Here is a 26449-nt window from a genome sequence, read left to right as displayed (position 1 = left end):
ACGCTTACTTCCTACTTCCCTGCTGGCAGTTGCTGGGTTGTGCAGTGCACATTCCCACCTTCGCGAATAATCGCCATCCCGTTGATGGTGCGAACGCGGCGGTCGGGGAAAGCCCGGCTCAACGCCTGCTCAGCAAGCAGGTCCGTATGCTCGGCCGCTCCGCCAAACACTGGCAGAATAATGCCGTTGTTAACAAAATAAAAGTTCAAATAGCTCAGCGTGAGACGATTTCCTTCATGGAATGCCGCAGGCGGCTGTTGAATCAAGATAAGCTCCAGCTTTCTCCCGCGGGCATCAACGGCCTCACTCAGCGTACGCAGGTTGTCCTGGGTTATGGCATAATTTTCATCCTCAGGATCCTCGCATACCTGTACAATTATCGTTCCCGGAGCTGCAAAACAAGCTATATTATCAACATGCCCGTCCGTTTCATCGCCAGCCAGTCCACGCTTTAGCCAAATGATGTTTTCGACGTTCACATACTGTTTCACAAGTTCTTCGATCTGTTCCCGGTCAAGCTCAGGATTGCGGTTCTTGTTCAAGAGGCATTCCTCTGTCGTAATGAGCGTGCCTTCGCCATCCACATGCAGCGAGCCGCCTTCCATCACAAGCGGTGCATCGAACCGGCGCATCTCAAGCTGCTGCAAAATACTAGGCGCCACTGCATCATCCAGGTCCCAAGGCTCATACTTGCCGCCCCAAGCATTAAACCGCCAGTTGATTCCTGCCCGCTCACCCTGCTCATTCACTACAAATGTCGGCCCATTATCTCTGAGCCAGGCATCATTATGAGGAATCGGCAAACATTCCACGTTATCCTCGTTAAACAATGCACTTATCTGCTCCAAATCTGCTGGATTCACAACTACAGTCACGGGCTCGAACTCGGCAATAGCTCGGATTAACTCAGCGTATCCTGCACAAACGGTATCATAATCCTGCGGAAAACACATGGAATCCTGCACGGGCCAGGACAGAAATGTGCGTTCGTGCGCCTCCCACTCCGCTGGCATTTTATATTGAAGATCTCTTGGATTCATCCGATCGACTCACCTTATTCATAGAATTTGAACGCCAAAAGCGCCCTCATCCATCATACAATATTATAGAACTTTACTCAAAATAAAAAACAACCGCTGCCCCAATTGGACGACGGTTGCTCTACTTTTACGAAGGTTCTAAAGTCATTAATTCTTACGTTCCTTTAACGTCTGCCTAACACGGGTATCGATCTCCGGGTATTTGGAGAGGACGTAATACAGAACCTTACGCTGCAGGGTGAGAAAGACACAAGGTGTGATCGTTGTAACGTCTGCTGTGCGTGGAATATTTTCCAATAAGGCAATTTCCCCAAAGTGGTCCCCATCCTCCAGAATAGCGAGCCGGACCTTCCCTTCTTCAGCAGCAGGATCATGTTTAGTAATCTCCACCCTTCCACGGGCAATTAAGTAAAATTTCTCACCTTGTTCACCTGCATGGATAACCGGTTGTCCCGCGGCGAATGTCTCGGTGTTAAACAGACCTTTTATTTCTTTAAGCACGTCCATATCAATGCCACGGAAAAAAGGAAGACGCGCAAGCCGTTCCCCGTCAATCTCCGCTTCCTGACCACTAAGAGAAACGGACAGGCCATTCTGCTTGTCCCACAGTTCCTTATAATAACCACCATTATGGAGCATTTCCTGATGCGTTCCACTATCTACCAGCCGGCCTTGATCGAAAACAAAGATGCTGTCCGCTCCAGTAATCGAAGACAAGCGATGTGTAACTGTGACGACCGTGCGGTTTTTCGATAATTCCTCGAATGTGCGATTGATGGAAGCTTCAGAGATAGGGTCCAATGCAGAAGTAGCTTCATCCAACAGTAAAATAGGGGGATTCCTCAAAATCGCACGGGCAATTGCCAGCCGCTGACGCTGTCCGCCAGAGAAGTTCGCTCCCTCATCTAGCACTACTGTCTCATAACGCGCCGGCAGGCTAGTGATGTAGTCGTGAATTTCTGCTTTTTTGGCTGCCTCGATGACTTCCTCCGTGCTTGCTTCCGGTTTACTGATACGGATATTGTCCAGGATCGTTCCGTTAAACAGGAAATTTTCCTGAAATACGACGCCAATCTGTTCACGGAAGTAACCCCGATTCAATGTCTCCAGCCGATGCCGATTAATCTCGATATGCCCTTCACCAGGCTCATAGAAGCCAAGTATTAACTGAACCAGTGTACTTTTTCCCGAACCACTTGAACCTACAAATGCAGCTGTCGAACCTGGAGGAATATGCAAATCAATTTTTTTCAAAACATCCCTATCCTCTGTATATTTAAACGACACATCGGCAAAACGGATTTCCGGCAGCTGCTCCTGCAAGTGCTCCATATAAGAGCCGTCAGCTGCTTCCAGCGGTGCTTGCATCAGCTTTTGCATGCGTTCGATGCTAACCGAAACATCGGTAAAGGCAGTTATGGTGAAAGTCAGGTTAAATACTGAATTCCCCATTGAAGTATACATCGTGAAAAAGGCGACCAGAGCTCCCAGCGTGATATGGCCGCGGAGAGCCAAATAGGAGCCAAGCCCAATAATAGTGAGGTTGACAAGCAGCAGGCTGACCATTGGAAGGCGTTCCAGCTGGGCATTGATTACATTTTTTCGATAGTGGATCAGAAACATCGTTTGCAGCCTGGAAGTGAATTTGTTGGTCATTGCATGCTGCAGATTAAATCCTTTGATTACCTTCTGTGCTTTGATATTCTCCTGTAAATCACCGATCATGATTTCAAGCTGTTCTTTATGTAAAACATTCATCGCCTGTGCCCGGCGGCCAAGCAGGTAGGGCCCCAAGAAAATTAGGACGGCTCCTAACAGGATCGCCACAGCCATGCTCCATTGCAAATAAAATAGTACGGCTGTGCTGATAACTACGACGGTTACCGATTGAATGCCGATAGTCAGGATCGAGTTCATCGCCCTCTCAATGGACGGCAAGTCGACGGAAAAATAGGAAAGGAGCTCACTCGAGCGGGTTTTCTGAAAAAAACCGATATTGACATGCTGCATATGCTCAAAAAGCCGCTGACGCAAATCCTTCTGTACACGTGCAGTCAGCTTGGCAAGCGCATAATCACTCGCCACTCCAGCGCTCATACAAATCAAGCCGCTGATGCCCACCACCAATAAAATAAGAACAAAATAATCGATATCCTGAGGAATAATAGCCTTATCTATGAGCACTTTAAAGCTTAAAGGAGCAAGTGACAAAAAAGCGAGATCCAGAAGTAAAGCCAGAAAAAAGAATGCAGCCAGCGGCTTGTATGCCCGCATATAGCTAAGCAAATGCCTGATGACAGTAAGAACCATCGTAATAAACTCCTTTTAATATTAAAAGTATTACGCTTAGACGTTCCGCTTGGTTGGATATGGACATTTCTATCAGCGCTATCCCTGCTATCCGCGCTATCCGTGTAAGCGTTTACCATTCCTTGCATGTGTGGCAAAAGTATATCATGATCTCATGAGAAACTGAAGTTGTTTACAGTATTCATAGTTTTAGTGCATTCATCTGTGCATTCATGTATTCAACTTTGAAATTATGACATTTTCCCCCAAATTATTTCCCGAGAAATAGTCGGAGCAATTGCCTGCTTTTCGCCTCCTCCCTTTAGCATCCGTCACTTTAGCTTCCCGCCTCTTAGCTTGACTGTTTCTCCTTTCGTTTGTCCAATTCTTTGCTCAGTCTCAATATCCGCATTTTCGACCGATTTCGCCATCTCAGGAAAAAGAACGTAACCAGTACACAGCCCAAGCCAATAAAAATATACTTTATATACTCTTCCACCAGTCCAAAAACAAACTGCCACTGCTCACCAAAGACATACCCTATTCCAACAAACACAAGCACCCAAAAAGCAGCGCCTGTGTAAGCATACAAGGCAAAAGTGCGAAAAGGAACCCGAATGATGCCTACAAAATAGCCAAAAAATTGTCTGACTCCCGGAATAAAAAAACTGATAAAAAGCATCCTGTTTCCATATTTCCCATACCAATGCCTTGTCTTATCCAAGTAAGCCGGCTTCAAAAACAGCCACTTCCCATAACGCTCAATAAACGGCATGCCAAGCTTGCTTCCTATCAAATAAGTTGTAGTAATCCCAATAATCGAACCTGAAAAAGCCACCCCCACCGCAGGCAGCCATTCAAGTACACCTTTATAAGATAAATAACCCGTATACGTTAATGTCGTTTGTCCTGGTATCGGTAATGCAATAAAATCCAGAGGCAGCCCAATTAACAGAACCAGGTATCCATATTGTTCAAATAAACTCTCAATAAATGCCATAACATTCATGGAACGCTCTCCTCAATTATCCAACAGCTTCATCAACCCGAAATTGCTTTGCTTCGCTTCGCTTTGCCCTGCACTGCACTGTTTTGCTCTGCTCTGCACTTCTTTTTCATTCCCTTACCTGTGCCCATTTATCATACAAGAAGAGTCATCTTTTCTAAATAAACCAAAGTCGAGTTCTTATTAGACCATAGTCCAGTTGCTTAGCGGGCTTTTATCTGTATGATAGAAGCTGAATAGACAAATTCAAACAGCCTCTAATTATATATACCTTATCTGCATGCAAGACGCAAATTCCCTTCCTGTTTACAAGAAAAACACACGGAAAAGTATTTAAAACTGTCTATCTCGGAAAGCCTATACTCTTTCTCCATATCCAAATTCTTGCATATTTGTTACAATGGACAGGAAGCTGGGCTAACAAGCATATTTATGTGTTCAAGCGGAATTGGAGGAAATCTATGAAACTAGCAGAAGCATTGGTTCTAAGGGCAGATTGCCAACGGAAGGTTGCTCAACTGAAACAAAGGCTGGAAAGAGTCATTAAAGTTCAAGAGGGCGAACAGCCTGCAGAAGAACCAGCAATGCTCTTTACAGAATTGAATAGAACATTGGAAGAGCTGACTAGCTGGATTAAAAAGATTAATCATACAAACTCATTCACCCCTTTTGATGCAAATATGAGTATTTCGGATGCTCTTGCCGAACGCGATAAAATCATGCAGACAAGAAATATTTTAAGCGATTTACTTGAAACAGCGTCGATTAAACAGGATAGATTCAGCCGGTCTGAAGTTAAGTTCTATAGAACAATCGAAGTCAATGAAATCCAGAGACAGGTAGATGATCTATCTAAAAAATATCGAGAACTTGATTTTAAAATTCAAGAAAAGAATTGGACTATTGAATTACTTGAGGACTAATAGTGATTTTATAGAGGATTGACCAAGTTGGTAACTTTAATCAATAAAAGCGAGCACAACCCGCCAGCGGGAATGTTGGACCTCCTAGGTCAGATGCAGGGCCATGTCTGATACACTCATCAATTAGCCCAGTACTGTGACAAGATTGCGCGTTAGCATGTAATTAGGGAGTATAGCTCAATGTAACTACCACGTGTTGATTTATTGATTAGGGTGAGGGTGGGTAAGGGGACTTGCGTGTAATCTTAAAAAAAGTAAAAGAGACACCCTACAAGTGCCTATAATGTAGGAATTCCTTACGGGAATGCATCTAGAGGAACCCTTTGTTCTGATTTATAAGCCAACAAGGGTTTTTCCCGGGGTTTTTCCCGGGGTTTTTCCCGGGGTTTTTCCCCCTCCTGAGGCAAAGGGATAGTGAACATACAAAGATCTTTGCTTCAAATATGTCCCTTTTTTCAATACACTTTAAAGCCCTGACGCTACATCGCTGTAAAGCATTGAATTTTCTTATTAATAATAAAAAAAGCATCCTAAGCCTATAGTTCAATAGACTTTAAGGATGCCTCCTACCTGACTAGTCATGGTATGTCCAAAAGTAACTTTCACCCTACCTTACTGAGGAATGCAAACCCACTCGATCGCCGTATGGTCCGTTTGTGATCCCGCATAATAAACGACGAGCACACTTCCGTCAGCCAAACGTGCGGTTGTCGGGAGTCCCACCGAAAAATTCCCCATCTCAGACCACGCATCCTGCATCGACATTTTATCTACGCTCTGCTGCTGAAGCTCTGGCTTGTACAATATGATTTCGGTAGGTTCCGGCCATGTATGACCCCCGTCTCCGCTGATCCGCAGCTTAATCGTGGGAGCTGAAGTGCGGTCCACATAGACCAAAGCTATCCTTCCATTTGTCAGCAGCACCGGAGGCGCGGGTTGACCAGGCACACCGATATCCCGATATGCAGACCATGTACGTCCATAATTATTAGAGCTACGCGAATGAATGTTAAGATAGTCCGCCGAAACATTATCATACGTCCAGAAGAAGTTGAGCAATGTTCCATCAAGCAATGTATTAGGACGCTGATCCCAATAAAACACACGATTCGCAGGATCATTGCTTGTAATTACATGCTCCTGCCAGCTTTGACCTTCATCCTTGGAAAACATCAGCACCGAAGAATGCTTCCATACTTCCGGATCCTCATAATGCTTATTCAGCTCGAACTGACAGGCCAATTCCCCATTCGTTAAATGTAAAATAGGACCCGTAAGCGGCGTGGGCATATGAAAAGGCGAGGTGTCCATCCGTTCGGCCGCTGTCCAATGCTCTCCTCCATCGTCCGATCTGGCCAGAAATATTTTCGTGTCGAGCAGCCCTTCTGTCGCTTCATTGAAAAAAGGAAGCTCCGGGTCAGTGTGATCAACCCAGCACAAAGCAGCTATGCAAGTATTGTCCCCCAAGGAAGTCAGATAGGCACTGCGAAATAAACCAGGCTTTCCTTCCAGGACTGGAGGCTCGAACGGCTTGATAGGTTCGCTCCAAGTGGTTCCTTGATCGTCTGACCAGGTAATCAAAACATGCTGTCCCCTGGTTTGCAGCTTCTGTGGTGCAGCCCTAAAGCTGCATATCCAGCGCCCGCTAGGAAGCACACAAATGCCAGGGAATGCGCAGCTTTGCTGCTCTGAATGCTGTTCCCCTTTATATACAATCCCTCTACGCATCTCCCACCTGCTTTTATCATTTTTTAACGTTTCCGTATGCGTTTCGAAGATTCAGGACGGGCAAAGTCCACAGTCGGGATTTCTCCCTGAGGATTATGCTGATAACGATCCTCTCCACGCATCAGGTACGCTTTGAAATTAGGATTCTTCTCCAGATCGCATTTCACATCCGTACTGGAATATCGAATGACAAACCCTATTCTCCAACGGTCCGACTCATTTGCAGGTGAACCATGAACAATGGCATCATCATGCAAAGATACTCCCCCTGCAGGGATCGATAGCGTAACGGCACTATCCTCACGGAATGTACCATCCGACAGTTGAAAAGAGAGAATCGATTCTTCATCGGCGATTTTATGCTGGACCAAGCCTCCCTTATGGGTACCGGGAATTACCTTCATCGCTGCATTTCCTTCATCAACATCGGTAAAAGCAAGCCATACTGTTACAGAATTATGTGGAGTCAATGGCCAGTAATACGAATCCTGATGCCAAGGGACAACTTTTTCACTTTTCGGAGCTTTTGTAATAAACTCACTGCCCCACAGATAAAAATCTGGACCGAGCAAGCCTTCAACATAGTCCAAAATCTGCGGATTTGCACAAATATTATACTGCCAGCGGCTCGTCTGATGCCATCCCATGATATCGGAAGGAACTTCGCCCTCATTCAGCATCCCGACCGTTTTATTGAAACCTGCATTTAATTGCTCTACTTCTTGTTCATCAAAAATAGCTGGCATACCAATCAAATAGCCGTTCGTTTCATAAAACTCCTGCTGCTCCCGGGTAAGTCTTTGCCTTGTCATGGTTTCTCACTCCTTATTGTTTGACTCTCCTTGAATATAAAGAAAGTTCCATTCTATTTCGTTTTTCAGAGTTATTAAGTGTTCAAAAGTAACTTGTTAATTTATTTTTCTTATGATATAAATAGTCAGCATAGGGGGAGATACTTTGGATAGATTTGAAAAAATTACAAACCATATAGAATCCCTGATTCATGCTTTTAAAAGCAATCTGGATCTCATAGAAATCAACAGCGCTTTTAGGTGGACGGATATCGGATGGAATGTGCCGCCAGGCGCACGAACGGATTTTGAAATCAAATATGTAGTGAGAGGTCAGACGAATTTGCAGCTGGCAGGCGATTCAAGCATTGGAATTCCGGGAGATCTGTTCTTTGTAGACAACCACAAGGGGCACCGCTGTGAACATGGGAACTTCACGCTCTTTAGTTTCAGCTTTACAGTACAGAAGGAAACTACTGCCGGGAAAGCACTCTATGAAACTATACAAGAGATTTTTCGAAGGCTGCCGATCAAAATCAAATTAGAAATTCACGGTAGAATGATAAGAAGGTACACCGAGATCATCAAGGATATATCTTTAAAGCCTTACGGCTACGAATTAAACCTGAAATTTTTCGCGATACAGCTCTTTATTGAAGTCGCCCGGGTCTGCCTGGTTATCCAGTCCTCCGCTTCCAACATTACGCCCTACCAATATAATAAGTACTCCGAAGTCGTGACCGATATTATCGTTTACCTCCAGGAACATACCGAGGTCAATATTGACCTTCAGGAGCTCGGCAGCAGGTACATGCTCAATCCCCGATATCTCAACAGAATTTTCAAGGGCGCTACGGGATACCCTATCTTCCGCTACCATCAAATGATCAAGGTGGAAAAAGCAAAAAAACTGCTCAGCACCAGCAGCCTGAATGTTTTGGAAATTGCACTTGAGCTAGGATTCGAAAGCAGCCAGTCCTTCAGCAAATTTTATAAAAAAATGACCCTTCTCGCTCCTTCTGAATTTAGGAAGATGAGTACTTGAATCAAGAAGCTACTTGTAAGCTATGCCCTGTATTCGTTACAATGATAATTATTCTCATTTTTTTGAATGGGAGGAGAACCGATGGATCAGGGGAAAAGCGGCACATGGGGCTTGTAGAGGAAAGACTGCATGTCGCCGGTCATTTATGCGTTAGCGGACGTGCAGGAAGTGACGGTCTTGCCCAATCAGCCAATCGAGGTTGAGCTTATATGCGATACGTCAGCGCTTTTGATTGTCACGGCAGGTTATGGGGAATGCCGATTAGAGGACTCAGCTTATCCGCTTCAGTATGGTCAGGTAGTTCCGTTATTCACGAAACGTTACACTAGATTATGGCGCCTTTTAAGGGCTGCGTTCCAGCCTCTTTTTGGCGTTAAAAGCGCCGGGACCCGGCTATGGAAGGACTCTCTAACCACCTGTTTGGTGGCAGAGTTTCTCCGCAGCCGGGCCCCGGGTATTTTGCGTTATAAATTAACGCTTATTGCGATACAAATACATCGTGATTGGCGCGAATACGACAACCAGCACGGCGGAGGCGATCAGCACCCAGACGATTTGCTCCGTTTTCACCGTATCGTGCATCAGACCCCGTACCGCGCTTACCAGGTGGGTGATCGGATTGATGTCAACGAGCGTCTGCAGCCACTTCGGCATCGTTTCCGGGTTGACGAAGATGTTGCTGCCGAACGTGAGCGGGAACAGCACCATCATGCTGATGCCCATGACCGAGTTCGGCGTCCGTGCAATCAATCCGAGCACGGTCCAAATCCACGTCAGGCTGATCGAGAACACGATCAGGAGCAGCACGGCCAGCAGCACGCCGACCACGCCGCCGTCGGGGCGGAAGCCGAGCACGAGGCCGAGCACGATGACAACCGTCGATGCCATCGTATAACGCGCGGCGTCGCCAAGCAGCGCTCCGAGAATGGCGGACGGCTGCCAAATCGGCAATGTCCGAAAGCGGTCGAAAATGCCTTTGCTAACATCGTTGTTGAGCGCGAGTCCTGTATACATCGTAATCATCACGATCGTTTGAACCAAAATGCCCGGAAGCAGAAATTGCAAATATTCGCCGGTCGATCCAGCTAGCGCGCCGCCGAACAAGTAGGTGAACATCAGCGTAAACATGATCGGAAACATCGTCACGTCAAACAGCTGCTCAGGGACGTGTTTGATTTTCAGCAGCGCCCGCCATCCGAACGTAAGTGAAGCGGACAGGGCGCTCGGGCGCGAAGGTCGGGTACGGGCGGAAATCGTCGCTCGCAGCTTCTGGCTGGCGGCTTCGGACTGGGTGCGAGCGGTTGTAGCGGTGGAAGTGTTCATACAGCAACCTCCTCTGCGGTGTTTTCTTCGGCCGGGTGGCCGGTCAGGGCAAGGAATACTTCGTCAAGGCTCGGTTGGCCGAGCGAGAAGCCGGAGACGGCGATGCCGGCCCGATGAAGCTCGCCGAGCGCTTGCGCGACAAGGCCCGCGTCGGTAACTCGGGCCGTCAGCGCCGAAGGGTCGGACTCGAGCTGGATGGGCACGCTAAGCGACAGCGATAGAATCCGCTCGGCTTCCAGCCGATCTTCGGGGCTTTGGAGCTGTACGTTCAACGAGCCTGATCCAACCGAAGCCTTCAGTTCGCCACTTGTTCCTTCGGCGATTACTTTGCCGTGGTCGATGACGGCAATCCGGTCGGCCAACTGGTCGGCTTCCTCAAGGTACTGCGTCGTGAGCAGCACCGTCGTGCCTTCGGCGACGAGCGCCCGGACGATGTCCCACACCTGGTTGCGGCTGCGCGGATCGAGGCCGGTCGTCGGCTCGTCGAGGAACAGCAAGTTCGGCGTGACGACGATGCTCGCGGCAATATCGATGCGGCGCCGCATGCCGCCGGAAAACTTCTTCACCTGACGATTGGCCGCTTCGATGAGGCCGAAGGCGTCGAGCAGCTCGTTCGCCCGCGATTTTGCCTCTTTCCAGGAAAAGCCCAGCAGCCTGCCGATCATAATCAGGTTTTCCAGTCCGGTCAGTTCCTCGTCAACTGAGGCGAACTGGCCAGTCAAGCTTACGCGGCTGCGCACCGCGTCGGCTTCGCGCACGATGTCGTGCCCAAGCACGCGGGCAGAACCGGAATCCGGTCGGATCAGCGTGGCGAGCATGCGGATCGTCGTCGTTTTGCCGGCGCCGTTCGGCCCGAGAAAGCCGTAGACCGTTCCGGCGGGCACTGCTAGGTTGACGCCGTCTACGGCTCGGTTTTTGCCAAACGTCTTGACTAGACCCGACGCCTCGATGGCAAGATTGGAATTGCCTTTTGCAGATTGATTCATTATTTCCATCCCTTCATTTTGAATTTTGAATTTTGAATTTACAATTTATATTTTACAACATTAATGCAAATTGCAAGGTTTATTCAATTATTACTTGAAATTATGGATTTGTTTCCAATAAACATTGTCATTACTTCATATTTATCGACACTTTTTCGAAAGTTGAGACTCGGTTGCGCAATAATAGTTTGTTCATAGTAACATAATACAATTAAGTATGTTCATAGTAACATAATACAATTAAGTACATTTCTTCTCGATTGCTATTTTTGCGAAGTTTAATCCATGCAAACATTAGTTCAATGATTGACGTAGTCAGGTTGTACGCGCTGAATTTCTAATCCAATTCTTTTCGCATGACGAAACAGGTTCTTTTGTGATTAGAAAAAGCCATTTGACACCCCTAATCTACGGTGCCCGGTTACATTATAGACCCCAGAGAAGAGCACATTACCCGGGCAGCTACGCCAAGCTTAATTCTGTTACAATAGATGTTGGAATGAAAATTTGGTAATATTCATATAAAACTAATAAAATAAAGGAGTATCTAATGGGCTATATTCAGGATATAAGAAAACTGGTAGGAACCAGACCGATCATTATGGCCGGCGTCAGCATCATTGTGTTGAACGAACAAAATGAGATCCTTTTACAAAAAAGAAGCGATTCTGGGGATTGGGGTGTAATCGGGGGCGCTTTAGAGCTAGGAGAATCCCTGGAGCAGGCAGCTGTGAGGGAGCTTTACGAAGAAGCTGGCTTACAAACAGACGACTTGAAATTCATTTGCCTTTTATCTGGGGCAGACATGTATTATAAGTACCCGCACGGGGATGAAATCTATAACGTCGTTGCTGTCTACGAAACAAGAGACTATACCGGCGAGCCCTGCATCAATGATGACGAAGGCTTGGAGCTGAAATTTTTCCAATTGGATGCCCCCATCGATAACCTGAACGAAATGGCCAGAAAAATACTATCAAAAAGTAATTACATAACATAAACTTGCTCCATAAGCTTTATTAACTCTTGTTGTAGGAGAAATCATGCAAATCATGAAAACCAAAAGCAGTAAAAAGAATGAAATGACAAGAAAGACAAGAAATCTAATGTACCCGGGATCCTTGATCTACGCTATTTCTATTGCGTCAGGGTTTTCAAATATTTTGAAAGCAGCCATACTTCTCTCTCTTACAATAGTTTTAACATTTTTAATTGATGAGCCAATAAAAGGTTTTTTAAAAAAACTCGTTACTGTATTCCTATTTTTATTATTTGTAGGAGCATTGATGGGAATAGTGCTGCTGCTTATTAAATTATTGATATTGAAATTTATTGTATAGATTACTGGACTTCAGATAACGATGCGATATTGCTTTCATTTATTATTTTCAGAGGAGTGACTCCATGTCCAGCGCAGACAAATTTCTTGAGGTGTTTAATCAACTAAAAAGCATCTTGAAAATCTATGAGCCTGAAAAGAAATTAATAACGGATACCCCTGATCATTATTATCTAAATACACACAAGATTAATCCTAAAAATAAACTCCCCATATTCTTTGCTGCAGCGCAGATTAAAAAGAACTATGTAAGCTATCATTTAATGCCAGTTTACGTGTTTCCAGAATTATTAGAGGATATATCAGAAACTTTAAAAAAGCGTATGCAAGGAAAATCATGTTTTAATTTCAAAGAAGTAAATGAGGAATTGATTGAAGAGCTTAAGCAGTTAACTGAAAAGGGCTGCCAAAAATATAGAGAAAACCACTTGGTATAAAGAAAGTGCTATGCATGGAGCACGACTAGATGAGGGGGCTTTTTCTATGATTCGTTCCGTAATCTTTGATCTGGACGGCACATTATTAGACCGAAATAAGTCATTAATCCAATTTATCACTGATCAATATGAGAGGCTTATCCAAGAGTTCGGGCATGTGAATAAAGAGCAATACCTTCATAGATTTATTGAACTGGATTGCCGCGGCTACGTCTGGAAAGATAAGGTATACCAGGCACTTATAGAGGAATTTCAGTTGCAATTAGATTGGAATGATTTATTATCGGACTATAAAAGCGGCTTCTCTTCCTTTGCGACTCCCTTTCCTAATACGATTGAATTGCTGGAAATACTTCAACAACAAGGATACAAACTTGGCATGATTACAAATGGATTTGGGGATTTTCAAGCGAGTAATATAGCAGCATTAGGAATTGCAGACTACTTTGAGGTTATTCTAATTTCTGAATTTGAAAAGCTTCGCAAACCAGATCCAGCCATATTTCTTAGGGCAGCCGAGATGTTAAATTCAAGTGTGGAGCAATGTGTTTATGTAGGCGATCATCCAACTAACGATGTATTAGCGAGCAAGCATGCGGGTATGAAAGGAATTTGGAAAGAAGACACTTACTATGAACAGAATTTTGAATGTGATGGTGTCATTAGAGAGCTGCTAGAATTAGAAGACATGCTTCTTCAGTGGAATTAACTTGACTTATTTTATGTTTGTCGAGAAAGGAAAGTAATCATGGATGCCCCTAACCTAATAAGCCAAATTAATTGGATGGAAAAAAGCGATAGTATAGACCATTTGTCCGAACTAGGCAGCTCGCTGCTCACTTTTCCATTGGAGTCTGGACTTGAGGCAGAAGTTTTGAAGATTGGTACAGAGATAGGTATAGAGTTAGCTGGTCCAGACGACAAATTCTTTGTATTAAAAACCTGGAGCAAAAGCTCTAAACCCGACATCAACTATCAATTTCATCTACTGCAAGCTCTTAGTAATAGCGGATTACCCGTGTCGAAGCCATTGGGCTGGGGAGTAAATGATGATTCCCATTCCGTCCTGCTTACAAGCTTTGCGGGCACTCCCCTGCTTAAAGTCAATCCAAAAAAAATCGCAGAGATCGCCATCATTTTATCTAACATACATAAGCTTCCGCTCGAAAAATTGGAACATCAGCAGATTCGGCTTCATGATTTTAACAGCTACTTTTTCCCTGAAATTCATGCATATCCAGATTTAAATCAAGCCATTACCCACCTGCTTAAAATCACCCCTATACAACAAGACCATCTGATTCATGGCGATTTTAATTTAATGAACATATTAGAAAATAACGGCCAGTATGCAGTAATAGATTGGACAAACGGACAATTAGGGGATCCAAGATATGATCTGGCTTGGTCATGTTTTTTATTAAATATCTATGTTACTGAAAGAATATCATCCTTATTCCTCGCCGCATATTTATCAGAAAACCCTTACAGCAGTGAAGAATTAGAAGTGTTTGAGGCATTAGCTTGTATCAGGTGGATACTGCTTGATAGAACCGTCGAGCTAGCTAAAAGACCTGATACAGCTAAACGAGTGAAGCACATCATTAAAAACAACGTACATTTGAATGAGCAAAACATTGAGATTTAGTCTGAGTTTCGAGGAGCATATTCCTTACTTGGGTGCACATGGGGAGGGAAGGACTGTAGGCTCCAACCGCTGTTAAAGATTTGTTCCCTTGAATGGAATGGATGAGGATGTTGGAACAAATCTTTAAATGCGGACACTATCACTATTCCACCCACAGTCCTTCCTTCTCCCAGCTACAATCGCACGAACACACAGCTCAAACGGAAAGACAGCAGGTTACTTCAATTTACTCTGATCAATAGGAATTTGTCCCTTCCAAGTTCCCGCCGTTTTCCCGATACGGTCAACACTAATGTTCATGTTAATGGCTTGGGGAAGCCGGGAGCCGTCGGTTACAAAGGCAATGATCCCTTCTGGCTGATCTTTCTCCGCTATGCCCGTTTCTACTTTATTCCCCGCTGCATCTGTCAAATAGAAAGGAAGTGAATCTGGTTCCGATGTTCCAATAAAGCTCAAAACATTAATGCCCTCTACGCCTGCTTCCTGATAGGTAGGATTTTCTGTCTGCTTGCCATTGTTCACTCCATCCCCCACTATATTCAAACCCGTCGTGTCAAATTCATAAGGGACCAGCGCTCCCTCCTGATTTTCGATTCGATAGTGAATAAGTATTTTGGTTTCTTCCACAACCATTTCTTTGAAATGGATCGTAATGCCTTGATCTGTTATTTTTTCATCCATAGGGATCGTTAATCCCTTGGACACTGCCTGTTTGACACTAGAGTCAACTAAGCCGTTGAGGTTCACATTTTTCGCAAAATAGGATGTATTCAGTGCCCATGCACTGGTTGGTATAAGAACGGCTGCTGCTATAGAAAAAGCGATTATTTTTTTCTTCATTTTACTGTTCTCCTTTTTTGTGTGAAATTGCGCAAAGGATTGCCGGACACGCTCATCTACTTCCTCCGGAATCTGAATATCTTCAAACTGTTCGGTTAATGCCTGATTCATTTTTTTTGATATAGACATAATCGGAAAATACCTCCCCATCAAGTTCAGTCCCAAGCCTTTTACGTAAGTGTTTGAACGCCAGATGCATTCTGGATTTCACAGTACCCACAGGAATTTGCAGCAGTTCAGCAATCTCTTCATGCGAAAATTCGTAGTAAAACCGATATACAATCACGATCCGCAGCTTAAAAGGCATTTGATTGATCAGCTCTTTCATTTCCCCGTGCGACTCACTTTCCAACATCCGCTCATCTGGCGTTTCCACCTGCGGCTCTTCACTTAGACGGGTCTTTTTCTCCTGCAATCGAAATCTTCTCCAGATTTGTCTGCGCCAATTGTTCACTTGCTTCATGACTATTCCATTTAACCAAAAGAGAAACGGCCGCTTGCGATCATAGCTCGGCAGCGCTCTCCACAGCTGATAGTAAACCTCGTTCACAATTTCATTGACATCTTCCTTATTAGCCACCATCGCAGCTACAGTACCATATATTTTTTTCCTGGTCATACCATAGATTACTTCAAAAGCAGACTGATCCCCCAAGATCAATTGATCGATCCACTTATTCAACTCTTCATCTGTCATTTGAGGGCCCCCTGAACTCGTATACACCATGTATTGGTCCGATAGATGAAAAAGGTTCACTACGTTTGAGAAAAACTTTCGGCGTCCTTTGATGTGCGTGTTCGTGACGTTGGTGCAAGGAAGGAGGGAATGGCTGTGGGCTCCAGCCGCTGTTAAAGATTTGTTCCCTGAATGGAATCGATGAGGAGGTAGGAACAAATCTTTAAAGGCGGACGCTAACGCTCTTCCACCCACAGCCATTCCCTCTTCTCAGCTACAATCGCACGAATCACACGAACAACAAGCTCAAACGGACTTCCAGCAAGGGTTTTTCTCTTGGTTAAAAGAGATTTCCTCGCGGGCGCAGGCGCTTGGGAATGAAGAACGGTCCGCCAGCGCACACAACCATTCTTATATTTCAAACGAAATACTCCGTTCAAATGTTCTCTGTAGTATAATAATACCAACATTTGCTTAATTAGGTTTTTGCCGGCTAACAATGTTCAAATGATAGTTTTCAAGCTCCCGACTTTTATTTAAAATATGGATATGAAGTATTCGGAGTCATTGATGATGCACCCAGAGGCTTTAAACATTATTATTATAAAAAAGAATTATGAATTTGAGATTTTGCACATATTCGCACATATTGGATAAACGCATAGGAGTGGGACGCCCTGAATGTAACAAAAATAGGTATAGATGCCGGGGGCACTTTAATTAAAGTAGCCTACATGGATGACCAGGATACACTACAATTCCGAAAATTTGATTCTCGACAGATAGAAGCCGCGGCGGCGTGGATTAATGAATGTTTTTATGATGCTACTATTTGCGTTACTGGCGGTAAAGCCACTCTTCTACAACCCTTGCTTAAGCATAAAGCTTGTACGCTTGTTGAATTCGAGGCCACTTGTCAGGGGATAAAGTTTCTTTTAAATATAGAGGGTGTAGATTTGGATTCGTTTGTACTGACCAATGTGGGGACAGGTACTTCAATCCATTTTATAGACTCAGACAGACATTCCCGTATTGGAGGAACTGGTGTGGGCGGGGGTACTATGATGGGGCTATCGCTACTGCTAGCAGACATTGATGAATATGATCAAATTGTCCATATGGCCGGGCATGGCGAAAGAAATACTATTGATCTCAAAGTAAGCCATATATACGAAGGCTCTGAGTCGCCAATTTCCGGGAACTTAACGGCTAGTAACTTTGGCAATATACATAAATTGAGATCGTCAGCCGGGAAAAAGGAAGATTTGCTGCTGTCTGTTATGGGGCTAGTGGGTGAAACCGTGGCAACTACAAGCGTGCTTGCTGCTGGACAACATGCCATCACTAATGTAGTTTATATTGGCTCCTCTTTTATCCATAATGAAATTCTTAAGAAGGTTGTAGCGACCTATACTATTTTTAGAGGAGCCAATCCTATATTTGTTCAAAATGGTGAATTTAGCGGAGCTGTTGGTGCCTTAATGTCATTATCTGCTGTGTAAAACATCTAGATATTGCTTATATTACAAACAATCTTCGTATAAATCCATTCTATCTAACGATGTTTCAAGTTAATCTTGAAGCATAGTGCACCAATGGAATGGAGGAAAAGAAATGTATAATGATTTTTTCAATACTCCTATCGTTCTCGAAAACGCAAGGGTACAATTGATTCCTTTCAGTGAAAGCAGTAAAGAAGGACTCCGCAGCATTATTTTTGATGAGGAAATCACTCAGTTCACTAAGAACCATATTAAAAGCGAGGCTGATTTCAACCAGTATTTCGATAAAGTATTAGTGAGCAAACAACTTAACCAGTCATACCCCTTTATTGTTATTGACAAGCATACAGGCGAAGTTGCGGGTTCAACGCGATATGGGAATATCGGATTTGAAAATAAGAGATTAGAAATTGGATGGACTTGGTACGGCAGGTCATTTAGAGGGACAGGGATTAATAAGGCTTGTAAATTCGAACTCCTAAAATATGCTTTTGAAGTCATGAAGTTTAAGCGGGTTCAATTTAGCGTAGATGCTGAAAACATCAGATCCCAAAAGGCAGTGCTGAACTTAGGTGCCAAACAAGAGGGCCTATTTCGAAGTAATTATTTGGATGCAGATGGACAAAGCAGAGATGATATCTACTACAGCATTATTGCCGCGGAATGGGATGGAATAAAGGGTGCTCTGTCGTGGGAGCTCGATCTTTTCTGATGCAACTCCAACTGATAGCCCTTGATTCCCCACTTTTTTTTGGGTATACTTAAAATAATTTAACAGATTGGGGATGTCTTGATGTCCGCGTTCGTTCTTAACTAATCAATTGTATAGGTCAATTCTACTTGTAACGAAAATTCCACTTTTAGGTGGTTTATTTGTTCATACATGAGTGGGGTGACCGATATTAGTTAAGGACAGGCCATCCAGTATATCTATTTGACTGCGAAAAAGCCGTGCTCTTAAGCACGGTTTTATTTATTTATCCGGGATTCGTTTCTTTTTGACATCCGTTGAATCCCTGGATAGGTACTCGTCAGTCAATTTCCCCCAAAAGGGTAGAAGATGGACTCTATGTTCATTTTCTGCCCTTTTTTATTTGGAAAAAATAATCCTAGAGAGAGTGATAACATTGAAAACATATATAGAAAAAGCCAGCGCACATGTAAATCTTCAAGAAGGGCCTCGAGTGATCGAACAGCTTTTGATCGAATGTTATTTAAGACCTGGCATATCTACAAAGGAGCTGGCACGCAATACGCTTCTACCTGTTCCCGTTGCGACCGCAATCAAGAAGGAGCTCATTAAAGCAGGCGCTTTAGTCCAAAATTGTGGCGTTCGATGCACTGAAGAAGGCAATGCATACATCCAGCAAGACTGCGGATATGACGGATTAGATACGACTTTATTTCAAAAACTTATGGGACATGAAACGGCTTGGAAAACCGAGCTGGCAGATATCTTGTTATTACTTGAAGATGTATTCCAATCCCGTCCGCAAGTTAATGTACAGATCGATCAATCCAAATGCACAGCAGAGACCAGTCTGGCCCGGGCCATTCTTTGTTTGAGAGATCATTCCCTAATCGGCAAGCATATCTTATGTGTTGGTGATGATGACTTAGTTAGTGTGTCTCTTGGCTTTCTTCTCAAACGATTGTTCCCGAATGCAAGCCACCCTAAAACAAAGATTGAGGTTGTCGATATCGATGACAGGTTCTTAAACTGCATTAGTGAAATCGCACATCAGGAAGGGCTGCCAATCGAGTGCCACAGCCTGGATCTTCGTCAGCCGCTTCCAGCAAAGATGCATGGTCAATACGATTGTTTTTTCACTGATCCACCATATACTTTGCAGGGAATGAGCCTTTTTATCTCGCGTGGAATTAGCGCTTTAAAGGCTATAAAGGGATTGCCCATCTTCTTGTCTTTTGCCCATAAATCGCCTGACTTCACCTTGGCCATGCAGCGCGAGTTCGTGCGGATGGGTCTGATGGCAAGAGAAGTAATTCCACGTTTTAATGAGTATGAAGGTGCCGAAATGATCGGCAACAGAAGCCAGATGATCATCCTTAGGACGACGGAATCAACAGCTCCGGATATTACCTCCATCTTCGAAGATGCGCTTTATACCGGCGAGGTGAAACGAACCGTTCGTACTTACTGCTGCAAACAGTGCGACGAGACTGCTATTGTTGGTTTTGAAGCGACTCTCCCCACTATAGAAGCACTTAAAAATCAGGGCTGCCCCTTGTGCGGTAATGATACGTTTGATCTGATTGATAAGAAAACAATATAAGGAAGACGCCTTGCGGCGTCCTTTGATGAGCACGTTCGTGACGCCAGTGCTTGGGAGGTAAGGGGTGTGGGCTCCAGCCGCTGTTAAAGATTTGTTCCCTTGAATGGAATGGATGTAGAGGTTGGAACAAATCTTTAAAGGCGGACGCTATCGCTCTTCCTCCCACACCCCTTACCTCTCTTTAGCTACAATCGCACGAACACCAAGCTCAAACGGACAGCCAGCAAGGGTTTTCTCTGTTGGTTTGGAGGAAACTTCCTAGCGGGCAAAGCCGCTTTGTTAAGGGTTTCTGAGTCAAGGGGATAGTGATCATAATGAAATCTTAGATTCACCTATGGCCCTATTTCCCAAATACGGTAAAGCTATACCGCTATAACGTTGTAATACTGGAGTGCTTTATTGAACTAAATCAAACAAACCAACTGGACAGTTACTCAACGAGTGCTGTCTCTTTTTTACAGACGCAGGGATATTTTATTGTTTGTGGAATTAAAGTTATAAGGCATTTAAAAAATGAATAGAAAGATGGTGCGCGGCTTGCCCTTTACTTTTGCTCATCCCTTGTTTGCTGCACCCCTAAAATTTATCAACCCGAAATATCTAAGCTTAACAGGCCTTATTCTTGGAAGTATGGCTCCTGATTTTGAGTATTTTATTGCGCTTGAGCCTTATCAATATATTGGCCATACAACGAAAGGGCTGTTTTTACTCGCCATACCTTTATGTATACTAATCGCGTATTTGTTCCACTCACTAGTTAAAGCACCTTTAGCCCAAAATCTGCCCTCTTTACTTAACCTGAGCCTAAATGAACGAGCCCAAAGCTTGATACAACCATGGAAATTAGACAGCATACAACAATGGGTAATATTCCTTGCTTCCGTAACTCTCGGATTTTACTCGCATATTTTTATAGATGCATTCACACATAAGTCAGGATTTTTTGCTGCCAGATCTGCACTTTTGCAAGATTATGTCCTCGGTATCCCGATATACAAATGGCTCCAGCACACCTCTTCTATGCTCGGATTAACTCTTGAGGCCCTATTTCTTATCTTCATGCTAAAAAATATTCAATTAAAAGGAAATTATGTTAAAGTTAAAAGCAAAGAAAAGGCATTATACTGGTTTATCGTATTAGTCATCACTGCAGCTATCACTATCTCGAAAATAGTGCTTTCTGACAGTACAAATGTTATCGGAATTTTAGTGGTCTCTCCTATCTCTGGATTTTTTGTTGGGATCATCCTCGCATCCTTTATTTATAGAATGACAAGTGAAAGACGCATAGCCCGTTAAACGAAAAAACATTATGATCAATAATAGATAATAGATTGGAGGATTCAGCCGAGGTGGATAAGCATATTAAAGCCATTTTAGTAGAAAGCTATGACAACAACTCCAGATTAAGAGACAGGGATGAGCTAGCTTTATGGAAAATCAATGAGATGGATAAATTCCTATCCTACTTAGAGCCAACGGATCACTTAAATCTTCTAGACATAGGCTCAGGACCGGGACAGCACAGCATGTATTTCAAACAAAAAGGACTGAATGCAGCATGTGTAGATATTTCTCCTAATATGGTGAATGCGTGTAAAGAAAAAGGACTGGAAGCCTATGTCATGGATCTTTATGCGCTAGATTTCGGGGAAAGAGTATTTGATGCTGTGTGGTCAATGAATTGTTTGCTCCATGTTCCCAAAAGTAGTCTGGAGCTTGTGCTGCGTAATATAAAGGCTTTCCTGAAACCTGGAGGATACTTTTACCTAGGGGTTTATGGCGGTTACGATTTTGAAGGGATTTGGGAAGATGATCCATACTCGCCTAACAGATTTTTCTCCTTTTATGAGGATGAAGAATTGAAGAAAGCTGTAAGCAGCGAATTTGAACTTGTTCATTTCGAAAGCTTGCCTATGGAAGGCATGAGTACGGACTATCAATCACTTGTTTTAAGGAAAGCTGGAGATGGAGGCGCAAAATGGCAGAAGGAACAAGAGTAATTGAAGTAGTCCCCTATGACCCTGCCTGGAAAACGGAATTTGAAAAAATCAAGGCTAAGATAGACAGTTGCATAGGTGACCTGATCCTGACTATTGAGCATGTCGGAAGCACATCTGTTGAAGGATTATGTGCCAAACCGATTATAGACCTTGATGTGGTTATGGATTCCTACGATCTGCTGCCAAGCATTATTGAACGTTTAGAGGAAGCAGGCTATGAATATCAGGGCAACCTCGGCGTCGAGGGGCGTGAAGCTTTCAATAGAACCTTTGATGATGGTTTTATGAAATATCACCTCTATGTTTGCCCTAAAGATGGGAAAGGGTATTTGGAGCATATCGCCTTCCGGGATTACCTGCGCGGGCACCCTGCAGACCGGGATGCATACAGCGCATTAAAATTACATTTAGCCAGCCAGTTTCGCCATGATATTGACCAATATTGTGATCATAAAACTGAGTTTGTCACAGCGATTCTGAATAAAACTATTTATCGTCATGAAGCGAGCCGCCACCAGATCCATCTAAGCAATGGGGAAATATGGAATGGCCAAGATTTTCCCGCTTTATTCTATCCCGTAGATTGGGGTCCTGTGCAAGCTGTGTTTAAGCTTACGGATCAAGTTACCGAAGAAGCGCTAGTAAGTAATGTGAGTATAGTCCCTTGTATTGGAGATAACTATGTGGTGATCCAAGCGGCGAATGGGATGTGGGAGCTGCCTGGAGGCACCCTGGAGCCTGGGGAGCATTATCGGAATGCGCTGCGGCGCGAGGTGATGGAAGAGCTGGGCGGCGAGCTGCTCTCTTATCAAGTTTTTGGCCAGTTCTACTGCGAATCCAGCGCCGAACAACCATTCCGAGCCCATATTCCACATCCCAGATTTATTAGGGTGGCAGGCTATGGAGAAGTGCGGCTGGTCAGACCTCCGCTAACCCCCGATCATGGCGAGCAGATCGCAGTCGTGAAAGTCGTGGATATCACTGAAGCTGTTGGCATCCTTGAAGCAGCCGGCAGATATGATATAGCTGAATTATATAGGCTGGCGCATATTATTCGATATCAATCGAGCTCTATGACCCTACCATCCACCGAAATATTCGATATTTTCAATACTAACATGCAAAAGATAGGAACGGCGAGCCGCCAGGAGGCACATGCTCAAGGTCTTTGGCATCAAACGTTTCATTGCTGGATAATACACACATCATCAACCGGGGACTTGAGCCTACTCTTCCAATTACGTCAAAAGGATAAAGACACCTTCCCAAACCTGCTCGATATTTCTTGTGCCGGCCATCTGTCAACAAATGAAAATGCCGAAGATGGGATTCGCGAATTACAGGAAGAGCTCGGCATCGATGTTGCTTATAATGAACTGTTTTCATGCGGAGTTGTTGCCGAAGAGAATATTATTTCTCAGGAACTAGTGGACCGGGAATTTTGCCATGTGTTCCTTTATGAATGCAATCAACCCTTACACGCATACAAGTTTCAGCTTAGCGAAATATCTGGACTATTTTTGATCGATTTAAATGATTTCAAGCAGCTGATTAGCGGCGGCAGGGATTCCGTGCTTGCAAAAGGAGTCGTCATGGACGAGCTGCAAGAAAAAATCCATGAAGATACTAGAGAAGTTGTTTTAACGGATATAGTCCCGCACGACCCTAAATATTATGACTTGATCTTTCAGCAGATCCACAGCCTGATAAATCACGGATAGATAAATCCATTTGAGATTAGATAGGTCCCAATTGACTACAAAAGGAGTTTTAAGTATGAGCAAACCTTTTTTATTTACAAGAGTAGGCTATTCGTATGTCCCTACAACAAACATCCATGAATCCATTAACTGGTATGTGGAAAATTTGGAACTGCGTCTAATCGACAAATTTGAAGATCGGGGATCTTTACTTGCTGTGCTGCAGTATCCCCATAGTCATGCGACCGCTCTTCTGCTTATAGAAACAAATGAATATAAACCACTTGAAATTAATCGCAATGGAGCCGCATTTCCAATTATGGCGATGAACTGCCCCGATATTGATTATAGCTACAATAAATTGAAAGATAACGGTGTAGACATCGTCAAAGAATTAACATCACTTGGTGCAGGAGAAGCTAGATATTTTTACTTCAGAGATAATCAAGGCAATCTGTTAGAAGGCGCTTGGTCTATCTGGGATCCACAGGACGAAATCAAAGATGAGTTTTTAAGTTAGCTGACTGGACAGTTGCATTACAACACAAAGTAAAAACCCACCCCAAGCGTAATTGCCGCTGAAGGTGGGTTGCTGACTTATTAAGGCCTCTTTAAAGAAGCTTAGCATTCGTTTCGTTATAAAATCTAAGCAGTGTATATCTGTTCATCCGAACCTGATGGGCTTCACGCAAGCTTCGTTCCAGAAGATCGGGTTCGATCCTCAGCTCGGCTGGAGTTGTAGGACCACCTACCTGTTTCAGCAGATCTGTAAGCATTCGCTCATCTGGTATTTGCCGTATCTCTGCGGATATCTCCGTCCAGTTCCCGCTAACGGTCTCTAGCACAGCTGCACTCGCTGCTTGCACGGAGTCCGCTTCCTTCAAGCCCTCTTTCAAGCCCTCTGTCGCTGCAGATGGTCGCTCCGTTAATATAGAAGCTTCGCTCTCAAGCCGATGGTAAAGTCTTGATATTTCGATACAGGCTACTCCAACCTTAGCGCCATGCAGCAGTTGTTTGCGGCCTAGACGAAGATACTCCATTTCCCAATAATGGGACAGATGATGCTCTGATCCCGAAGCCGGATGGGATTGTCCGAATAGCTGGATAGCGTTCCCTGATTCGATCAAGGCTTGAATCAGAATAGCCATGCCCTCTTCGTCCATTCTTGCTATCGCCTCTACATGGTCAACACACCGCTGCAGCGCATGATTTGTCAAATCGGCAGCCTCTTGCATATAAGGCTCCCCGGCAGCCAGATGGGCAAATTTCCAATCGAATAGCGACGTATATTTCCCGAGCATATCCCCGAATCCGGCAGCCACCATCGGTTTAGGAGCCTTCATTAACACATCAAGATCGGCAAAGATCGCTGCCGGTCCAATCGCATGTATCGTTTGTTTATGGCCTCTAAGAATAAGCGGAGCCCCTGTCGAAGTAAAGCCGTCAACGGATGCCGCTGTGGGTACGGAAATGAATGGAATACCGAGCGTATAGGCGGAATACCTCACGATATCATGAAGCGTCCCTGCACCAAATGCAACGATCGCTTCCGCGTCAGCATGCTGGGCCTCCAGCAAAAGCTGAATGACCGAAGCTTCGTCTGCGATCACATCCCCTTGGCCGTCCGGCGTAATTACTGCATAATGAACCCGTATGCCTGTCTTCGTCAATGCATCGCCGAAAGCCTCGGCTCCAGCCTTGAAAGTATTGGCATCAACTGCGACCGTTACACGTGTATAGCCTTTCTCCTCCACATACAAGACTGCTTTACGAAGTGCACCAGCTTCAATGACGACAAGTCCGGAAGACGCTGCTTCCCCCGCCTCAAACGCTTTGTTAACCATCATTATGACCCCATCCCTTCTTAGTCGGGACTACCTGCTAATGCCAGCCCCAGAAAAAGCCGTCTCGTTCCCAGGCAGCCCTTCCACCATGCAGTTTTTTGAACACTTTCTTCACTTCTTTGGAGATCGTCTGGTTGCCATTCTCACTTATATAAATAAAAGCCTCGCCGAAGTTTGCTGTAATATAGCTGACCGCATCCTTTTGATATAAAATCCCGGCTGACTTTACTTCATTAAACATCCATTCTGCAACTTCATTCGCTGTAAAATCCAATTCAAGACGCTCCTCCCGAATTCCCCAAATTATAACATAAAGTCCTCTAATAAAAATAAAAAAACCAATCTACCATTTGGGAGTAGCGAAAGAAACTCTTTGTACAAAAAAATGATGCTCCCAGAGATTAGCTCTGATGGCACCACTTTATTTAGTATCACTAACTAACTTGGGATCGAATTTATAAAAGCCTCGCAAGACAACCTCAGAAGAAAAAGGAGTAGATTCGTCAGTGTCAAAACCAATTCGCACACCAAATACGATATTAAAAAAACTCTCTTCTTCTATTGTATCAGATTTCTGTACAAGATATATCATAAACTCTGGAGAAACACAGTTACCCTTAACTATATCTTCTACTTCCCTTAAATGATTTTTTCAACTTTAAAACCTATGAATCTAATTACACCTTCTATCATGTGAGTCTCACCCCATAGTGATTTATGCAACAAGAAAATCCGCAGAGTCAACGGATAAATTATCTCTCAGAGTAACACTAAAACCTGTTTCAAGTTATCTCTATGAACATAGCCAAATCCTTCTTCTACAATCTTCTCTGCGGTTTGAGAAAACGTACCGTGATAACCAAGTATGTTGAAATCATCTAACATTTCTTACACCTTTCCAGAGTTTCTAATTATGTAAATATATGGAATATATAGAATATGTAAAGGAATGGTAAAATAAGTTTTTCTAGTCCACCCTAGGATATCACGGTTTCGCATGATTGGGTTATTTTACTATGTGACGATTTGTTGACG

The 26449-nt window shown here is 44.0% G+C and carries 26 protein-coding genes and 1 pseudogene; 15 read left to right on the top strand and 12 right to left on the bottom strand.

What is annotated here, in order from left to right:
* Positions 1-11: 11 nt before the first annotated feature.
* The 3 genes from J2Z66_RS10725 to J2Z66_RS10715 all read right to left on the bottom strand — a co-directional run bounded on the left by J2Z66_RS10725 (position 12) and on the right by J2Z66_RS10715 (position 4338).
* Positions 12-1040, bottom strand: coding sequence for an agmatine deiminase family protein (locus tag J2Z66_RS10725; protein WP_209971375.1), 1029 nt, complete (start codon positions 1038-1040; stop codon positions 12-14).
* Between the two features lie 147 nt (positions 1041-1187).
* Positions 1188-3350, bottom strand: a complete 2163-nt coding sequence (locus tag J2Z66_RS10720) for an ABC transporter transmembrane domain-containing protein (protein ID WP_209971374.1) — start codon at positions 3348-3350, stop codon at positions 1188-1190.
* A gap of 331 nt (positions 3351-3681) precedes the next feature.
* Positions 3682-4338 carry a DedA family protein gene (locus J2Z66_RS10715; protein ID WP_209971373.1) on the bottom strand — a complete coding sequence of 219 codons (657 nt, stop codon included), beginning with the start codon at positions 4336-4338 and terminating at the stop codon, positions 3682-3684.
* A gap of 458 nt (positions 4339-4796) precedes the next feature.
* Between J2Z66_RS10715 and J2Z66_RS10710 the strand changes: the two genes are divergently transcribed.
* Positions 4797-5258, top strand: coding sequence for a DIP1984 family protein (locus tag J2Z66_RS10710; protein WP_209971372.1), 462 nt, complete (start codon positions 4797-4799; stop codon positions 5256-5258).
* A 612-nt stretch (positions 5259-5870) separates the two neighbouring features.
* On the opposite strand, the gene J2Z66_RS10705 is transcribed toward J2Z66_RS10710, so the two are convergent.
* Both J2Z66_RS10705 and J2Z66_RS10700 read right to left on the bottom strand, forming a co-directional pair.
* A complete protein-coding gene (locus J2Z66_RS10705; protein WP_209971371.1) occupies positions 5871-6986 on the bottom strand; it encodes a sialidase family protein in 1116 nt (371 codons plus the stop codon).
* Between the two features lie 23 nt (positions 6987-7009).
* Complete coding sequence (locus J2Z66_RS10700; RefSeq protein ID WP_209971370.1) at positions 7010-7798, bottom strand: phytanoyl-CoA dioxygenase family protein; 789 nt, start codon at positions 7796-7798, stop codon at positions 7010-7012.
* Between the two features lie 145 nt (positions 7799-7943).
* Between J2Z66_RS10700 and J2Z66_RS10695 the strand changes: the two genes are divergently transcribed.
* Positions 7944-8822, top strand: a complete 879-nt coding sequence (locus J2Z66_RS10695; protein WP_209971369.1) for a helix-turn-helix domain-containing protein — start codon at positions 7944-7946, stop codon at positions 8820-8822.
* A gap of 471 nt (positions 8823-9293) precedes the next feature.
* Here the strand turns inward: J2Z66_RS10695 and J2Z66_RS10690 are convergent, their stop codons facing one another.
* Positions 9294-10145, bottom strand: a complete 852-nt coding sequence (locus tag J2Z66_RS10690; protein ID WP_209971368.1) for an ABC transporter permease — start codon at positions 10143-10145, stop codon at positions 9294-9296.
* Positions 10142-11131, bottom strand: a complete 990-nt coding sequence (locus J2Z66_RS10685) for an ATP-binding cassette domain-containing protein (protein ID WP_376774377.1) — start codon at positions 11129-11131, stop codon at positions 10142-10144. The genes J2Z66_RS10690 and J2Z66_RS10685 overlap by 4 nt, the downstream gene beginning before the upstream one ends.
* Positions 11132-11681: 550 nt before the next feature.
* Here J2Z66_RS10685 and J2Z66_RS10680 point away from each other — a divergent pair.
* The 5 genes from J2Z66_RS10680 (at position 11682) to J2Z66_RS10660 (ending at position 14555) form a co-directional block, all read left to right on the top strand.
* Entirely contained in the window at positions 11682-12131 is a 450-nt protein-coding gene (locus J2Z66_RS10680; RefSeq protein WP_209971366.1) for an NUDIX hydrolase, read from the top strand.
* 52 nt (positions 12132-12183) lie between these two features.
* The gene (locus J2Z66_RS10675) at positions 12184-12471 is read left to right on the top strand and encodes a hypothetical protein (RefSeq protein ID WP_209971365.1); all 288 of its coding nucleotides are present in this window, start codon (positions 12184-12186) and stop codon (positions 12469-12471) included.
* Positions 12472-12535: 64 nt separating this feature from the next.
* Positions 12536-12907, top strand: a complete 372-nt coding sequence (locus tag J2Z66_RS10670) for a hypothetical protein (protein ID WP_209971364.1) — start codon at positions 12536-12538, stop codon at positions 12905-12907.
* 46 nt (positions 12908-12953) lie between these two features.
* Entirely contained in the window at positions 12954-13616 is a 663-nt protein-coding gene (locus J2Z66_RS10665) for an HAD family hydrolase (RefSeq protein ID WP_209971363.1), read from the top strand.
* Between the two features lie 39 nt (positions 13617-13655).
* Positions 13656-14555 carry an aminoglycoside phosphotransferase family protein gene (locus tag J2Z66_RS10660; protein ID WP_209971362.1) on the top strand — a complete coding sequence of 300 codons (900 nt, stop codon included), beginning with the start codon at positions 13656-13658 and terminating at the stop codon, positions 14553-14555.
* 216 nt (positions 14556-14771) lie between these two features.
* Here the strand turns inward: J2Z66_RS10660 and J2Z66_RS10655 are convergent, their stop codons facing one another.
* The 3 genes from J2Z66_RS10655 to J2Z66_RS10645 all read right to left on the bottom strand — a co-directional run bounded on the left by J2Z66_RS10655 (position 14772) and on the right by J2Z66_RS10645 (position 16493).
* The gene (locus J2Z66_RS10655; RefSeq protein ID WP_209971361.1) at positions 14772-15524 is read right to left on the bottom strand and encodes a DUF4179 domain-containing protein; all 753 of its coding nucleotides are present in this window, start codon (positions 15522-15524) and stop codon (positions 14772-14774) included.
* Complete coding sequence (locus J2Z66_RS10650) at positions 15478-16092, bottom strand: sigma-70 family RNA polymerase sigma factor (protein WP_209971360.1); 615 nt, start codon at positions 16090-16092, stop codon at positions 15478-15480. The genes J2Z66_RS10655 and J2Z66_RS10650 overlap by 47 nt, the downstream gene beginning before the upstream one ends.
* Positions 16093-16307: 215 nt before the next feature.
* Positions 16308-16493: a hypothetical protein gene (locus tag J2Z66_RS10645; RefSeq protein ID WP_209971359.1), complete on the bottom strand. Its 186-nt coding sequence runs from the start codon at positions 16491-16493 to the stop codon at positions 16308-16310.
* 75 nt (positions 16494-16568) lie between these two features.
* On the opposite strand from J2Z66_RS10645, the pseudogene J2Z66_RS42560 reads away from it, so the two are divergent.
* The 8 genes and pseudogenes from J2Z66_RS42560 to J2Z66_RS10605 all read left to right on the top strand — a co-directional run.
* A pseudogene (locus tag J2Z66_RS42560) lies at positions 16569-16691 on the top strand (GNAT family N-acetyltransferase); the annotation flags it as partial.
* Positions 16692-16748: 57 nt separating this feature from the next.
* Positions 16749-17573 (top strand): type II pantothenate kinase, encoded by an 825-nt coding sequence (gene coaW / locus J2Z66_RS10640; RefSeq protein ID WP_209971438.1) that lies wholly within the window; start codon positions 16749-16751, stop codon positions 17571-17573.
* Between the two features lie 112 nt (positions 17574-17685).
* Positions 17686-18285 (top strand): GNAT family N-acetyltransferase, encoded by a 600-nt coding sequence (locus J2Z66_RS10635; RefSeq protein WP_209971358.1) that lies wholly within the window; start codon positions 17686-17688, stop codon positions 18283-18285.
* Positions 18286-18700: 415 nt separating this feature from the next.
* Positions 18701-19867 carry a bis-aminopropyl spermidine synthase family protein gene (locus tag J2Z66_RS10630; protein ID WP_209971357.1) on the top strand — a complete coding sequence of 389 codons (1167 nt, stop codon included), beginning with the start codon at positions 18701-18703 and terminating at the stop codon, positions 19865-19867.
* A gap of 513 nt (positions 19868-20380) precedes the next feature.
* Positions 20381-21166, top strand: a complete 786-nt coding sequence (locus J2Z66_RS10625; protein ID WP_245375435.1) for a DUF4184 family protein — start codon at positions 20381-20383, stop codon at positions 21164-21166.
* 53 nt (positions 21167-21219) lie between these two features.
* Positions 21220-21870 (top strand): class I SAM-dependent methyltransferase, encoded by a 651-nt coding sequence (locus tag J2Z66_RS10620; protein ID WP_209971356.1) that lies wholly within the window; start codon positions 21220-21222, stop codon positions 21868-21870.
* A complete protein-coding gene (locus tag J2Z66_RS10610; protein WP_245375434.1) occupies positions 21849-23591 on the top strand; it encodes a GrpB family protein in 1743 nt (580 codons plus the stop codon). The genes J2Z66_RS10620 and J2Z66_RS10610 overlap by 22 nt, the downstream gene beginning before the upstream one ends.
* Before the next feature lie 55 nt (positions 23592-23646).
* Positions 23647-24090, top strand: a complete 444-nt coding sequence (locus J2Z66_RS10605; RefSeq protein WP_209971355.1) for a VOC family protein — start codon at positions 23647-23649, stop codon at positions 24088-24090.
* Between the two features lie 91 nt (positions 24091-24181).
* Here J2Z66_RS10605 and J2Z66_RS10600 read toward each other — a convergent pair whose 3' ends face one another.
* Positions 24182-25417, bottom strand: coding sequence for a sn-glycerol-1-phosphate dehydrogenase (locus J2Z66_RS10600; protein WP_209971354.1), 1236 nt, complete (start codon positions 25415-25417; stop codon positions 24182-24184).
* A gap of 34 nt (positions 25418-25451) precedes the next feature.
* Positions 25452-25688: a DUF6953 family protein gene (locus J2Z66_RS10595; protein ID WP_209971353.1), complete on the bottom strand. Its 237-nt coding sequence runs from the start codon at positions 25686-25688 to the stop codon at positions 25452-25454.
* Positions 25689-26449 lie beyond the last annotated feature (761 nt).

Origin of the sequence: Paenibacillus eucommiae (assembly GCF_017874215.1) — a bacterium.
GTDB lineage: Bacteria > Bacillota > Bacilli > Paenibacillales > NBRC-103111 > Paenibacillus_AI > Paenibacillus_AI eucommiae.
The sequence above is the reverse complement of the archived record's forward strand: the minus strand, read 5'-3'. Positions and strand labels throughout refer to the sequence as shown.

Excerpts from the sequence above, each read along its gene's own strand:
- J2Z66_RS10725 (WP_209971375.1), bottom strand. The coding sequence starts at position 1,040 with ATGAATCCAAGAGATCTTCAATATAAAATGCCAGCGGAGTGGGAGGCG.
- J2Z66_RS10720 (WP_209971374.1), bottom strand. The coding sequence starts at position 3,350 with ATGGTTCTTACTGTCATCAGGCATTTGCTTAGCTATATGCGGGCATAC.
- J2Z66_RS10715 (WP_209971373.1), bottom strand. The coding sequence starts at position 4,338 with ATGAATGTTATGGCATTTATTGAGAGTTTATTTGAACAATATGGATAC.
- J2Z66_RS10710 (WP_209971372.1), top strand. The coding sequence starts at position 4,797 with ATGAAACTAGCAGAAGCATTGGTTCTAAGGGCAGATTGCCAACGGAAG.
- J2Z66_RS10705 (WP_209971371.1), bottom strand. The coding sequence starts at position 6,986 with ATGCGTAGAGGGATTGTATATAAAGGGGAACAGCATTCAGAGCAGCAA.
- J2Z66_RS10700 (WP_209971370.1), bottom strand. The coding sequence starts at position 7,798 with ATGACAAGGCAAAGACTTACCCGGGAGCAGCAGGAGTTTTATGAAACG.
- J2Z66_RS10690 (WP_209971368.1), bottom strand. The coding sequence starts at position 10,145 with ATGAACACTTCCACCGCTACAACCGCTCGCACCCAGTCCGAAGCCGCC.
- J2Z66_RS10685 (WP_376774377.1), bottom strand. The coding sequence starts at position 11,131 with ATGAATCAATCTGCAAAAGGCAATTCCAATCTTGCCATCGAGGCGTCG.
- J2Z66_RS10680 (WP_209971366.1), top strand. The coding sequence starts at position 11,682 with ATGGGCTATATTCAGGATATAAGAAAACTGGTAGGAACCAGACCGATC.
- J2Z66_RS10675 (WP_209971365.1), top strand. The coding sequence starts at position 12,184 with ATGAAAACCAAAAGCAGTAAAAAGAATGAAATGACAAGAAAGACAAGA.
- J2Z66_RS10670 (WP_209971364.1), top strand. The coding sequence starts at position 12,536 with ATGTCCAGCGCAGACAAATTTCTTGAGGTGTTTAATCAACTAAAAAGC.
- J2Z66_RS10665 (WP_209971363.1), top strand. The coding sequence starts at position 12,954 with ATGATTCGTTCCGTAATCTTTGATCTGGACGGCACATTATTAGACCGA.
- J2Z66_RS10660 (WP_209971362.1), top strand. The coding sequence starts at position 13,656 with ATGGATGCCCCTAACCTAATAAGCCAAATTAATTGGATGGAAAAAAGC.
- J2Z66_RS10655 (WP_209971361.1), bottom strand. The coding sequence starts at position 15,524 with ATGTCTATATCAAAAAAAATGAATCAGGCATTAACCGAACAGTTTGAA.
- J2Z66_RS10650 (WP_209971360.1), bottom strand. The coding sequence starts at position 16,092 with ATGACAGATGAAGAGTTGAATAAGTGGATCGATCAATTGATCTTGGGG.
- J2Z66_RS10635 (WP_209971358.1), top strand. The coding sequence starts at position 17,686 with ATGTATAATGATTTTTTCAATACTCCTATCGTTCTCGAAAACGCAAGG.
- J2Z66_RS10625 (WP_245375435.1), top strand. The coding sequence starts at position 20,381 with ATGAATAGAAAGATGGTGCGCGGCTTGCCCTTTACTTTTGCTCATCCC.
- J2Z66_RS10610 (WP_245375434.1), top strand. The coding sequence starts at position 21,849 with ATGGCAGAAGGAACAAGAGTAATTGAAGTAGTCCCCTATGACCCTGCC.
- J2Z66_RS10605 (WP_209971355.1), top strand. The coding sequence starts at position 23,647 with ATGAGCAAACCTTTTTTATTTACAAGAGTAGGCTATTCGTATGTCCCT.
- J2Z66_RS10600 (WP_209971354.1), bottom strand. The coding sequence starts at position 25,417 with ATGATGGTTAACAAAGCGTTTGAGGCGGGGGAAGCAGCGTCTTCCGGA.